The 13407-nt window shown below is 52.5% G+C and carries 11 protein-coding genes; 9 read left to right on the plus strand and 2 right to left on the minus strand.

Annotated elements, in window-relative coordinates:
* The first annotated feature begins 70 nt into the window (after positions 1-70).
* From mptB to CULFRC11_RS05845, 4 genes are all read left to right on the plus strand, one after another.
* A complete protein-coding gene (mptB, locus tag CULFRC11_RS05830; protein ID WP_023635740.1) occupies positions 71-1909 on the plus strand; it encodes a polyprenol phosphomannose-dependent alpha 1,6 mannosyltransferase MptB in 1839 nt (612 codons plus the stop codon).
* A gap of 18 nt (positions 1910-1927) precedes the next feature.
* Entirely contained in the window at positions 1928-2884 is a 957-nt protein-coding gene (locus CULFRC11_RS05835; protein ID WP_023635741.1) for an ABC transporter ATP-binding protein, read from the plus strand.
* 1 nt (position 2885) lies between these two features.
* Positions 2886-3686 (plus strand): ABC transporter permease, encoded by an 801-nt coding sequence (locus CULFRC11_RS05840; protein WP_023635742.1) that lies wholly within the window; start codon positions 2886-2888, stop codon positions 3684-3686.
* A gap of 96 nt (positions 3687-3782) precedes the next feature.
* Positions 3783-4781: a COX15/CtaA family protein gene (locus CULFRC11_RS05845; protein WP_031270329.1), complete on the plus strand. Its 999-nt coding sequence runs from the start codon at positions 3783-3785 to the stop codon at positions 4779-4781.
* A 140-nt stretch (positions 4782-4921) separates the two neighbouring features.
* Here the strand turns inward: CULFRC11_RS05845 and CULFRC11_RS05850 are convergent, their stop codons facing one another.
* A complete protein-coding gene (locus CULFRC11_RS05850; RefSeq protein WP_023635744.1) occupies positions 4922-5854 on the minus strand; it encodes a heme o synthase in 933 nt (310 codons plus the stop codon).
* A 362-nt stretch (positions 5855-6216) separates the two neighbouring features.
* On the opposite strand from CULFRC11_RS05850, the gene tkt reads away from it, so the two are divergent.
* From tkt to pgl, 5 genes are all read left to right on the plus strand, one after another.
* On the plus strand, positions 6217-8310 hold the full coding sequence (gene tkt, locus CULFRC11_RS05855) for a transketolase (RefSeq protein ID WP_023635745.1): 2094 nt from the start codon (positions 6217-6219) through the stop codon (positions 8308-8310).
* Positions 8311-8424: 114 nt separating this feature from the next.
* Positions 8425-9507 carry a transaldolase gene (tal, locus tag CULFRC11_RS05860; RefSeq protein WP_038620581.1) on the plus strand — a complete coding sequence of 361 codons (1083 nt, stop codon included), beginning with the start codon at positions 8425-8427 and terminating at the stop codon, positions 9505-9507.
* A gap of 204 nt (positions 9508-9711) precedes the next feature.
* The gene (zwf, locus tag CULFRC11_RS05865; protein ID WP_230478289.1) at positions 9712-11277 is read left to right on the plus strand and encodes a glucose-6-phosphate dehydrogenase; all 1566 of its coding nucleotides are present in this window, start codon (positions 9712-9714) and stop codon (positions 11275-11277) included.
* Positions 11278-11339: 62 nt separating this feature from the next.
* Positions 11340-12299 carry a glucose-6-phosphate dehydrogenase assembly protein OpcA gene (locus CULFRC11_RS05870; RefSeq protein ID WP_038620584.1) on the plus strand — a complete coding sequence of 320 codons (960 nt, stop codon included), beginning with the start codon at positions 11340-11342 and terminating at the stop codon, positions 12297-12299.
* Between the two features lie 18 nt (positions 12300-12317).
* Entirely contained in the window at positions 12318-13028 is a 711-nt protein-coding gene (pgl, locus tag CULFRC11_RS05875; RefSeq protein WP_023635748.1) for a 6-phosphogluconolactonase, read from the plus strand.
* A gap of 64 nt (positions 13029-13092) precedes the next feature.
* Here the strand turns inward: pgl and secG are convergent, their stop codons facing one another.
* The gene (gene secG, locus CULFRC11_RS05880) at positions 13093-13329 is read right to left on the minus strand and encodes a preprotein translocase subunit SecG (RefSeq protein WP_013911579.1); all 237 of its coding nucleotides are present in this window, start codon (positions 13327-13329) and stop codon (positions 13093-13095) included.
* Between the last annotated feature and the right edge of the window lie 78 nt (positions 13330-13407).

The raw sequence follows: 13407 nt of genomic DNA on the forward strand, positions 1-13407 counted from the left end.
CCTGCCGCATCCCTAACACTCATCTCTCTATCATCAACCCTGCCACGGCTCTACCGCTAGTATTTACGCTGTGAAGCTCAATCCCCATAAACTTTGGCAGTCCCTACGCGATGAGTTGCCCTCCTTAGGTCTACCCGGTTCACGTTCTGCCGAGCTTCATATATCTGCACATAGTGCATCGCCGGATCACGCAGATTTAAAGGACGGCTCGAAGATCCCGACCTTGGGTGAACACCATCCTTACCAAGGCGGCTCTACCCTCATTAATGCCGTCACCGGTGCCGATCTTTTGGATCCTGCAGCGCCACCAAAGCATAAAGCAGAGAGCATTCCCATAGCCTTCCCGAGAGAGCGCGCCGCTTCGGACTTAACTTTTTCAGAGTTACGCCGGTTTGCCATGTTCAGATGGATGGGAGCATTGGGGGCCCTGCTACTTGGCTTCGGCGCACTCGGAGCAGGTGCTCTCCCAGTAGTCAACAATCCATACACCAGCTTTATCGGCGGATCCATTATGGCCCGGATGCTTCAAAGCTCAATGATCGTTTGCTTTATTGGCGTAGCACTCCTCGTCATTTCCTGGCTTCTCATAGCACCCTTCACGGGAGCCCTTCCATCAAGGACCCGGCAGATCAGCAAGGGTGATGACGCTCGAATAGTAAGCATGTCTTTGCTCTGGCGAACATTTGCAGCATGGAGCCTTCCCATACTGCTCAGCGCCCCCATGTTCACCCAAGACATCTATTCATACTTAGCCAATGGCGCAATAGTCCGGATGGGGCTCGACCCTTATTCTGCAGGTCCGATAGATCTTTTAGGCACCGACCACCCCCTGGCCCGTAGTGTCCCCTTTATCTGGGCTCATTCCCCCTCTCCATATGGCCCTGTAGCGCTAGGTTTAGCTTCTTTCATCAGTCAGATCACCGGAGATAGCATTGCTTGGGGAGTGTTCCTACACCGTACCCTTTCCATCGCCGGCATCGCCCTTGCAGGCTGGGCCATCTCCCGGCTTGCGACGCGTTGCAAGGTAGCGCCTCAAGCGGCTTTATGGCTGGGAATACTGAACCCTTTGACTATCTTGCATCTGGTTGGCGGCATCCATAATGAAGCTATCCTCTTAGGGCTCCTTCTAGCCGGTTTTGAGCTTGGACTACGCGGCTGCAACTACTTAAGAGTAGGGATATTCGGACATGCAGCACTTTATCTCGGAGCTTCTGGCTTGCTGATTTCATGCGCGGGCATGGTGAAGGTAACCGGGTTTATTGGTCTCGGCTTCACGGGAATGGCTATCGCACGCTCTTTCCGTTTCCGCGAGCGTAGCCATGGCTTCTCCCTGGCATGCGCTGTGGGTATTCAAATTGCACTCCTAATACTCTCCATTCTCGTCATAACTTTTGTTTCAGGCATAGGGCTTGGCTGGGTTCACGCACAAGGTGGCGCTGTAGCAATTCGAAGTTGGATGTCTCTCTCTACTGCTGTTGGCGTTGCTGCCGGATGGTTTGGCATGCTGCTTGGGCTTGGCGATCAGACAGAGGCTATGTTGCAAATAACTCGCGGCTGCGGAATTTTACTAGCGGGTGTATTCATGCTCAGAATGCTGCTCGCAACATATTGGGGGCGCATACCCGCGATTGGCGGCCTTGGGGTTGCAACTTTTGTTTTAGTTGTCTTCTTCCCTGTGGTTCACCCTTGGTACATGCTATGGGCGATTCTTCCATTATCTGCATGGGCCAATAGGGCTTTCTTCCGCATGGGAGTCACGTTATATTCGGCGCTGCTCTCCTTCTTTGTCCTACCCCGAGGGCTTTCCCTACCCCCCGGCACCGTACTTTCGATTTACTTTACGGCAGCCCTTGGTTTGACTGTTCTTTTATTCCTCCTATGGTGGTCGTTTAAACGTGCTCGGCGTTGATGTTTTACACTTTCTAGTGTGACTACGTTCAACTCGACTTCTTCCGAGCCAACTGCGTCTTCTTCCCCTGTTCTTGAGCTAACTCAAGTGGTCAAGCGTTTTGGCACGAAGGAAGCCGTTGCAGGTTTAAGCCTTCGGGCTTACCCTGGCCAGGTTTTAGCATTCCTAGGCCCCAACGGTGCAGGTAAAACAACCACCATTGAAATGTGCGAGGGTTTCCAAAAACCAACTTCAGGCAGCATCCGCGTACTTGGCATCGATCCAGCAAAACACCCAGATGCTGTGCGCCAAAAAGTCGGAATAATGTTGCAAGGAGGGGGCTCCTATTCAGGCATTCGCGTACAGGAAATGCTTAACCTCACTGCGTCTTATAGCAAAGACCCACTCGACACAGATTGGTTACTTCACGTACTAGGCCTAGACTCGCACCGCACCACAACGTATCGGCGCCTCTCAGGCGGTCAAAAACAGCGGTTATCCCTAGCTCTCGCCTTAGTTGGCAGACCACAGCTCGTTTTTCTCGACGAACCCACCGCCGGCATGGATGCCCAATCCCGCCTGGTCGTTTGGAAACTCATCCGTTCGCTTAAAGCGGATGGTGTCACAGTCATCCTTACGACGCATCTCATGGATGAGGCTCAAGCACTGGCAGATCGAGTCGCGATTATCAATCAAGGGCAACTGGTCGCAGAAGGGACCACAGAGGAGCTCCGCACGAACGAAAAAGGCGGAACTTCTGCGGTCTTTTCCACCTCGACAGCTCTTCCTCTGAGTAACGACTCTCTCAAGGACCTTGCAGTACAGGAAATTAAGCCGCTTCATTACGGCGTTACTGGCGAGCTATCACCCGATACCCTCGCTAGGCTTTCTGCAGCTGCTGCAAAAGAAAACGTTCTTATCACGTCTTGGGAAACCAGGACAAAAAGCCTTGAGGACATATTTTTAGATTTAACCGGCCGTGAGCTGAGGAGTTAACGTGACACCACATCACCAACAAGAAAGCGCACTTTCGGCTGATTTTTTCCCGCCGGGAACATTCACCCCTAATCCGCAACGGGCCAGTGTTGCACGCATGGTGTGGTCGCAGGGGTTTGTCGAGGCCAAATTATTTCTAAGGCACGGAGAGCAGCAGCTTCTCAGCTTTATTATTCCCCTCGGAATGCTCTTAGCCCTGGCGTATTTACCGCTTCTCGACGATCCCAACCCCCTGACCAAGGGCTTTCCCATGATGCTTGCCCTCGCCTCTATGAGCTCAGGTTTTACTGGTCAAGCCATCTCCCTGGCATTTGACCGCCGTTACGGCGCTCTCCAGCGAACTGGAGCAAGCGGCGTTCCTGCATGGACGATCGTTTCAGGCAAAGTCCTGGGTGTTCTCTCGGTCAGTTTTATCCAGATAATGGTCCTCGGGGTGGTAGCGCTTGCTTTAGGGTGGACAACCACGACAGCAGGAGCCGCTATAGGCCTCCTAGTCTTTTTTATAGGTGTTGCGGCTTTTACATCACTCGGTTTGTTGATGGGCGGAACTCTGTCCTCCGAATTAGTTCTAGGGCTAGCTAACTTAATTTGGGTTGTACTCGTCGGAGTCGCCTCTTATATCTTGTTTCAGGGTTCTGCTGAGCCAACGATGTGGCTGAAATTAATCCCGTCTGTAGCCTTGTCTGACGGCCTCTATTCAGGTTTTCGCGGGTCCTTCCCCATCGAAGATGTGATTATTTTGTTGGGTTGGTTATCTCTCGGTTCTGTTATGGCGAACCGCTGGTTTAAATTTTCTGGATAATTATTTCCCTACAAAAGCGTTGAGGTGGCGCATCACACGCCGAAGTTATCTCAATAAAATCGCCTAATCTCTATGTACTCGGTAGAATTTGACGCCGTGACTACCGTTGACAAACCAGCCAAGGCGGAATGGTTCCGTACTCTCGCCCCAAAGACTTCTACGCAACGTGCGCTAGCTATGGCGCTCCTTGTAGCCCAAGGATCGATCACGGTGACAGGTTCGATTGTTCGAGTTACCGGCTCAGGGTTAGGTTGCAATACGTGGCCTAATTGCCACCCTGGCTCGCTTGTCCCGGTTAAAGGCGCTGCCCCGTGGCTTCATCAGGCAATCGAGTTCGGCAATAGGCTTCTGACATTTGTTCTTGTCGCCATTGCTGTTTCCCTTTTTGTTTCCATTGTTTCCGCTCACCGGCGAAAAGAAATCATTATTCACGGTCTAGCCCAGGGTATTGGCATTATCGTGCAGGCCGTCATTGGCGGTATTTCTGTCCACTTGGATCTTAAGTGGTGGGCGGTTGCGATTCACTTCTTGCCATCGGTGCTCCTAGTATGGCTCGCGGCTATTTTGTATGTTCGTATCTCAGAGCCTGACGACGGCACCCCTGAACGCGCTTACCCAAGCTCGCTACGTGGACTTGCTGCTTTGGGCGCAGCGCTGCTGACTCTCGTTCTCGTAACAGGAACGATGACCACAGGAGCAGGCGTGCACTCTGGTGATAGCAACGTTGGTATGGAAGGCCGACTTAACGTGGATATCGACTGGATTGCGCACGTTCACGCCTGGACTATGTATGTTTACCTGGCAACTACCGTGCTACTCGCGGCTGGACTTGTCCTACAGCTAGCGCCGAAGCGTTCGCAAAAACTCAGCTGGATGCTTATCTTGATGATCCTTATTCAAGCCGTCATCGGGGTGATTCAATACCGACTCGGTGTGCCTCGTTGGTCGGTTCCGGTTCACATTGGCATGTGCTCTGTCGTCGTTGCCTATAGCTCTTTGCTTTGGGCATCGGGTACCCAACGCGTCAACGGTGGAGACTACGTCACGGGTTCACCGAGCGGAGATCACAAACGGGCTCTGCTTAATAAGATGTAGCCAGCTGTCTGCATAAAGAAAGGCGGGATGGTACAGACCACTACAGTGGTTTTGCACCATCCCGCCTTTGGCATGAGACTCTCATCATCGAGTAACCCCATCGCGTTATCTCCGCAGTATAGGGCATAAGAGGATCCTTCTTAGAAGAAGGTTGTTACCCACCCCAACATCTGACCAACAGTTTCTAGTCCCAACACTGCATCGAGCGACAAGCCCACAAAGAGTATCGACAGATAATTGTTGGAAAGAATAAACAGTTTGAGCGGTTTAACCTCGCCACCGGCTTTAATGCCTTGGTGCAACCGGATTGCCATAATGAGGAACCAGATTCCTGAGACCACAGCTATGCTCCCGTAAATCCAACCTGCAGCCGGAATGATGAGGAACGTTGTGATCACAGTGGCCCACGTGTACCACACGATTTGGCGCGTCACTTCCACGGGTTTTCTGACCACGGGAAGCATCGGGACGCCTGCTCGCGCGTAGTCATCCTTATACTTCATGGCTAGTGCCCATGTGTGGGGCGGTGTCCAGAAGAAAATAATCAAGAACAAAACGATCGCTTGCCACCATTGCGCTGGGGTTCCTACCGGCGCATTATCCGTAATCACGGCCCAGCCAACGACAACTGGCATACATCCAGCCGCCCCACCCCACACAATATTGAGATGGGTTTTACGCTTGAGGTGCTTGGTGTAGACAAAAATGTAAAAGAAGATTGTCAACATAACAAACAAACCTGCGAGCAAAGAATCGCATAGTAGCCAGAGCCACAGGAAGCTCGTCACCGTGAGGATCCAGGCAAAAACGCTCGCATGTCGATTGCTCACAGTATGTTTGACCAACGGCCGTGCGCGCGTGCGCCCCATTTTCTGATCGATGTCTGAGTCGGCGACCATATTAAAGGTGTTGGCCGCCGCGGCTCCCATCCAACCGCCCAAAAGAGTAAGCAGAATCAGCCCAATGTTGCTGTGTCCACGGTCCGCTTGGAGCATGGCTGGAATTGTTGCAACCAATAGGAGCTCAATGACCCTTGGCTTTGTCAGCGCGATATAGGCCTTGATCTTCTCCAAGGGAGTCCTCCAACAGAAATATGCGTAAAACAGGATGTGCCATCACCGGCTAGTTCTCATACAGCAAGCGTGTAGCCCCACAAGTCTAGCGTCCATTCGTTTTTTCCCCACATCGACACCCCATAGGTGGAGGTGACGGCCCAATGCTATGTGGATTGTGGGGTTGAAGAGAAACGTCGAAAAGCTTTCCTCTGATGACAACTTTTTCCCTGCTTCTGCCAAATAACTCACACTCATTGCCCTCCCGAGCAATTATCGCTATTAAGGTAGGAAGAGGTAACAAAAGTTTAAGGGCCTTTGACCCCTTATGTACTTCCTTTGGTTTAACAACAAAGACCTACGCGATTTTAAGGACGGACTACGTGACTTTGTCTCCAGAGCTCAAGGCTTTGACAACCCCCCACTACCCTGACGACTGGTCTGAGGTAGATACCTTGGCAGTCGATACCGCACGTGTGCTCGCGGCAGACGCCGTCCAAAAGTGCGGATCAGGCCACCCCGGAACCGCTATGAGCTTGGCGCCTCTGGCCTATACCCTCTACCAACGCATCATGCACCATGATCCTGCTGATACCGAATGGACTGGCCGAGATCGCTTTGTCTTGTCCTGCGGACACAGTTCGCTCACCCAGTACATTCAGTTGTACCTAGGTGGTTTTGGTCTAGAGCTAGATGATCTGAAAGCCCTACGCACGTGGGGTGCCCTTACTCCTGGACACCCGGAATACCGCCATACAAAGGGCGTAGAAATTACCACGGGTCCGCTGGGACAGGGCCTAGCATCTGCGGTTGGCATGGCTATGGCTTCTCGACGCGAGCGTGGGCTTTTTGATCCGCAGGCAGAGGCAGGAACCTCACCTTTCGATCATTATGTATACGTCATTGCTTCTGACGGTGACCTACAAGAAGGTGTGACTGCAGAAGCAAGCTCACTAGCCGGAACACAGCAACTGGGCAACCTCATTGTCTTCTGGGACGACAACCACATCTCCATTGAGGAAGACACAGAAATCGCTTTCAATGAAAACGTTGTGGATCGCTACCGTGCATACAACTGGCAGGTCATTGAAATCGAGGGCGGCGAGGATATCGCGTCCATCGAAAAAGCTGTAGCGGAAGCCAAAGCAGACACTACTCGCCCCACCTTCATCCGTCTTCGCACTGTGATCGGTTATCCTGCTCCGACAAAGATGAACAGTGGAGCTGTTCACGGTGCTGCTCTAGGTGAAGAAGAAGTTGCCGCAACAAAGGAAGTTTTGGGCTTTGACCCTGCAAAATCCTTCGATGTGGCCGAGAGTGTCATAGAGCACACGCGTAAACTTTCTGCCCGCAGCGCAGATATTCGCGCAGCTTGGCAGGAAAAGTTCGACGCATGGGCCTCTGCAAACCCAGAAAACAAAGCCTTGTTTGATCGTCTTTCACGCCGAGAACTCCCTGAGGGCTTCGACGCCGAACTGCCCACCTGGGAACCAGATGACAAGGGAGTAGCCACCCGTAAGGCTTCCGAGGCTACACTTCAGGCTCTAGGCAAAACCATGCCTGAGCTATGGGGCGGCTCCGCGGATCTCGCAGGCTCCAACAACACAGTGATCAAAGGCGAACCATCTTTCGGTCCTGCGTCTATCACCACTGATACGTGGTCAACCGATCCTTATGGACGTAACCTGCACTTTGGTATCCGGGAACACGCCATGGGCGCGATCGTCAACGGAATCTCACTTCATGGGCCCACACGGCCTTATGCTGGAACCTTCTTAATTTTCTCCGATTACATGCGTCCGGCAGTTCGCCTCGCGGCTCTCATGGGAACTGACGCTTACTACGTATGGACCCACGATTCCATCGGTCTGGGCGAAGACGGTCCTACGCATCAGCCTATCGAGCAGATGGCTGCGCTCCGAGCAATTCCTGGAGTATCCATGCTGCGTCCCGCCGACGCTAATGAGACAGCAGCAGCATGGCGCGCTGCGCTGATGTACAAGGAAGGTCCTAAAGGCCTCGCGCTGACCCGCCAAAATGTTCCAGTCTTGGAAGGCACCAAGGAGAAGGCACGCGAGGGAGTACAGCGCGGTGCTTACATTCTCGTGGAGGCATCCAAAGCTACTCCTGACGTCATCCTGATGGCCAGCGGTTCTGAGGTCCAGCTCGCAGTTGAAGCTGCTCAGCGTCTAGAAGCAGAGGGCATTGCCACTCGGGTAGTCTCCGTTCCTTGCCTTGACTGGTTCGAGGAACAAGACCGGGACTACCAAGAATCCGTTTTGCCTGCTGAGGTTACTGCTCGTGTCTCTGTTGAAGCTGGCCTCGCATTGTCCTGGTACAGGCACCTCGGTACCCGCGGACGTGCAGTATCTCTAGAGCACTTCGGTGCATCTGCTCCTTATGAAAAGCTCTTTGAAGAATTTGGTATCACCACCGATGCCGTCGTCGCAGCTGCGCACGATTCCCTGAACGCCTAGAGTTAATTTCATCAAAATTAACTGATTATGTGTAAGCCGCATACAACCTCATAGATGTATGCGGCTTACACACTCGTTTCGGCCCCCACCTTCACAAAGAAATTGGTACTCAACATGAATGCAATCGATGCACTCGCACAAGCAGGAACTTCTACCTGGCTAGACGATCTTTCACGTGAACGCATTACCTCCGGAAATCTCTCCGAGCTCATCACCACTAAGTCCATCGTCGGTGTGACAACCAACCCAGCAATCTTTGCTGCGGCTATGAGCAAAGGCACCGCTTATGACGCGCAGATTGCGGATCTTAAGGCTCACGCTGTTGGCGTCGACGAAGCTGTCTACGCGATGAGCATCCAAGACGTACAGCAAGCATGCGATATTTTTGCTGATATCTACGAATCTTCCCATGGCGCTGATGGAAGAGTGAGCATTGAAGTAGACCCTCGCATCTCTGAAGATCGCGAAGCTACTCTCGCGCAAGCACGTGAGCTGTGGAAACAGGTAGATCGCCCCAACGTCATGATCAAAATTCCAGCAACCGCTGGTTCTCTACCTGCGATAGCCGACGCACTCGCAGAAGGCATCAGCGTTAACGTCACTCTTATTTTCTCCGTAGCCCGATACCGCGAGGTTATCGCCGCATACATTGAAGGCATCAACCGCGCAGCGGACAATGGTCTGGATGTATCCACCATCCATTCTGTAGCTTCTTTCTTTGTGTCGCGGCTGGATTCGGAAGTAGACAAACGACTGGAAGCCATCGGAACGGATGAGGCTTTAGCTTTGCGAGGCAAAGCAGGCGTTGCCAACGCACGTCGTGCCTACGCAGTTTTCAAAGAGCTCTTTTCCGCTGCGCAGCTTCCTGAAAATGCGAATATTCAACGTCCACTCTGGGCATCCACTGGAGTCAAGAACCCCGACTACTCCCCTACGCTGTATGTCACGGAACTTGCAGGACCAGATACCGTCAACACTATGCCGGAAGCAACCATCGACGCAGTATTAGCGGCCAACGATGGCGCAGGCGACACGTTGACAAATACCGCAACGGAAGCTGAAGAGACATTCTCTGCTATTGCTCAAGCCGGTGTCGATTTCGAGGATGTTTTTGCGGTTCTGGAGCAAGAAGGCGTCGATAAATTCGTAGCAGCATGGGACGAACTACTCGATTCTATGAAAGCTCGCTTGAGCTAAGCACCATCTGATTAAGAGCGTGGGATACGGGATTCCTCAAGACATACAGGAACGATTTTTCCGTATCCCACGTTATAAATTCCACACCACTAATGCTTTGTTTTGACTGCCTACATCACGAACTATATGGCAATGGTTACTTTGTAGGTAGAATCTAGGGACGTGATTGAACCTGTGACTTCAGAAGACACTACTGGCTTCGGTATATCCGAACACCAAGACCAAACCGAGGCCCCTACAGCGGTGAATCCTTGGGTTAACCCGCTTCGTGATTCTGAGGACAAACGTCTTCCGCGGATTGCCGGGCCAAGTGGCATGGTTATTTTCGGAGTAACCGGAGACTTGGCGCGGAAAAAACTCCTTCCCGCGATTTATGATCTTGCCAACCGCGGCCTGCTACCTGCGGGTTTTGCCCTAGTGGGCTATGGCCGTCGGGAGTGGTCCAAACAAGAGTTTGAAGACTACGTGCACGAGGCAGTAAAAGCTGGTGCACGTACGGAGTTTCGTGAAAACGTCTGGTCTAGGCTAGCCGAGGGAATCCATTTTGCTCGCGGAAACTTTGATGATGATCAAGCCTTTGATGATCTTGCCGCACTTTTGAGCCGTTTGGACAAAGAACAAGGAACCGCCGGAAACTGGGCATACTACCTATCCGTACCGCCGGATTATTTCTCTGATGTCTGCCACCAGCTGCAGCGCTCCGGAATGGCTCAAGCTGAGGGCAATTCATGGCGCCGAGTGATCGTGGAAAAACCGTTCGGACACGATCAAGAGTCAGCACGCGAACTCAACACCTTGATTAACTCAGTTTTCCCGGAAAAATCGGTCTTCCGTATCGATCACTATCTAGGAAAAGAAACTGTCCAGAATATTCTGGCGCTCCGTTTCGCAAACCAACTCTTTGACCCATTGTGGAACTCACATTACGTAGACCATGTGCAGATTACGATGGCAGAAGATATCGGCCTGGGTGGCCGTGCTGGCTATTACGATGGTATCGGGGCAGCTCGCGACGTTATTCAGAACCACCTGATTCAGCTTCTGGCCCTCGTAGCAATGGAAGAACCCATTGATTTCACGCCCCAGCAGCTGCAAGCAGAGAAAATCAAGGTCTTACGCGCAACCCGCCCCGTTGGGCCGTTTGCCAAGACAACCGCGCGCGGCCAATACGCCAGCGGATGGCAAGGTTCAGAGTTGGTCAAGGGCCTGCGCGAGGAAGACGGTTTTGATCCGCAATCAACCACAGAGACCTACGCAGCGTGCACTTTAGAAATCAATTCTCGCCGCTGGGCTGGAGTTCCATTCTATCTGCGTACAGGTAAGCGCCTCGGTCGACGCGTCACTGAGATCGCTTTGGTCTTCAAAGATGCTCCCCACCAGCCTTTCAGCGAGGGCACGCGCCATTCCCAGGGACAAAACGTTGTGGTTATTCGCGTTCAACCTGATGAAGGCATGTTGATGCGATTTGGTTCTAAAGTTCCAGGCTCGGCAATGGAAGTCCGCGATGTGAATATGGATTTCTCCTATTCCGAAGCATTCACTGAGGAATCTCCCGAGGCTTATGAGCGTCTGATATTAGATGCGCTCTTGGATGAGGCCAGCCTTTTCCCCACAAATGAAGAGGTTGAACTCAGCTGGAATATTTTGGACCCCATTCTTAATTTTTGGGCAGAGCGCGGGCAGCCAGAGGAATATGCGGCAGGAACATGGGGCCCGGCTTCAGCAGACCGCATGCTAGAGCGGGTAGATCGAGCATGGCGTCGACCTTAACCAGTGCCAGTTGTATTCCGTTTCCCTGTGTACGCATTTCCTTTTAGAAAAGAGACGCTGAAGTGATCTTTGAACTTCCCGATACCGATACACGCGAGATCTCCAAAGCCCTCGTCCGCCTCCGCGACAAAGGTGGGCAAGTCACTACTAGCAGGGTACTGACCCTTATTGTGGTGGCCAAAGAGTCGGATGATATTACGGCAATCACAAATGCCACTCACGATTCCTCACGAGAGCACCCTTCCCGCGTCATCGTATTAATCACCGGACCAGTAGAAGGCGACTCTCAGGTCGACGCAGAGGTCCGCATCGGCGGCGATGCCGGAGCCTCAGAGATAATCTTGATCCGACTTCGTGGGCGTGTGGCCAAACACCTTGTGCACGTGGTTACTCCCCTGCTGCTTCCGGATACTCCAATCGTCGCATGGTGGCCTACCTCCGCACCGATAAATCCCAGCGAGGACCCGATCGGAAAGATTGCGCAACGCAGGATCACCGACGCGCATTATGACCCACCGGTGGACGCTCTCTACAACCGACGCAACCACTATGCTCCAGGTGATTCGGATGTATCATGGGCTCGCTTGACCCCATGGCGCGGAGTTCTAGCATCGACTCTAGACCAGCCTCCTCATGAGCCAATCCAAAGTATCCGCCTCTATGGTGAATCTGATTGCCCTAGCGTCGATCTTGCCGCAGGGTGGCTTTTCAGAACGCTTGGTGTTTCGGTTCAGCGATTTAATACTGAAGGTGAATCTGTCCCCTTTGATGCTGATGGATTCTCGGAGATCCCAATTCGTAGGATCGAACTTGAACGCCCATCTGGCACTGTGATTGTGGAAGCTCTTGAAGACGAGCAAACACTTTCTGTTACGGTCCCGGGACGCGAAGCAGCCCTTGTCGCTATTAACCGACGCAGTCAGGCAGATTGCCTCGCAGAAGAGCTAAGACACCTCGACCCCGACGCAGCGTATGCGCGAGCGCTTCGCGGTCTCAGTAGAATCAGCTACCCCACCATCTAACCTCAAAAAAGGGACTTCATGGTTACTGTTTGTCCAGTATCTGACCTCGACGCCATCGCCTCAGCAGCAGCTGAAAAAATTGTAGGCTTGTGTCAATCCGCCGCGAAAGATGGCGGTGTTACCGGCGATGGCACGGTGCGCATCGTTCTTACTGGTGGCGGCGCAGGTATCCGAACGCTAGAAAAGCTTGTCGATGCCCCCATCAACTGGTCACGCGTTCATGTCTTTTTTGGAGATGAGCGTAATGTGTCAGTCACGGACCCTGAGTCCAACGAGGGCCAGGCACGTCAAGCACTACTGAATCATATCGATATCCCTGAAGAAAACATCCATGGGTATCGGTTGGGAGAACTTTCGCTCTCTGATGCTGTAGAAGAATACACACAGGTACTTCACAACTACGCGCCTCAAGGGTTTGATCTCCATCTGCTTGGTATGGGAGGCGAAGGGCATATCAACTCGATATTCCCCCATACTGAGGCTGCCGTTGAAGAAACTCGCTTGGTCATTCCGGTAACCGACTCTCCCAAGCCTCCAGCGGAAAGAGCAACCCTTACGTTCCCAGCAATCGCCCGCGCGCAACGTGTTTGGCTACTTGTTGCAGGAGCTGAAAAGGCCGAGGCTGCTCATCACGTAGCTGCTGGAGCGAATCCGCTTGAGTGGCCGGCTGCAGGCGCACGCGGCGTGCAGGAGACCCTGCTCATTGTTGCTCAGGATGCTACCCCTTAAACAGCCCTGAAAAGACAAAAGCGTCGGTAGATAATTACCGACGCTTTTTCGTGCTATCTCACTATTAGCGAGCGTAAGCCTGAATCAGGTTTAATGCTACGATGCAGGCGATCCAGATGATGCCCATGAAAATAGTGACTCGGTCAAGGTTCTTTTCCACCACAGTGGAACCAGACAGGTTAGACTGAACGCCACCGCCGAAGAGGCTCGAAAGTCCGCCACCTTTGCCCTTATGTAGCAGCACGAACACGGTCATCAGCACGCAAGAGATGACCAAAATGATCTGAAGTGCAAGTGCCATGAATTTCCTTAATTGTTAACAAAAGTACTTTTATCAGAACTAGAGTTCCTTTTCTCGAGGCAACTATACACCACCCAA

The organism is Corynebacterium ulcerans (assembly GCF_000767685.1).
GTDB classification, from domain to species: Bacteria; Actinomycetota; Actinomycetes; order Mycobacteriales; family Mycobacteriaceae; genus Corynebacterium; species Corynebacterium ulcerans.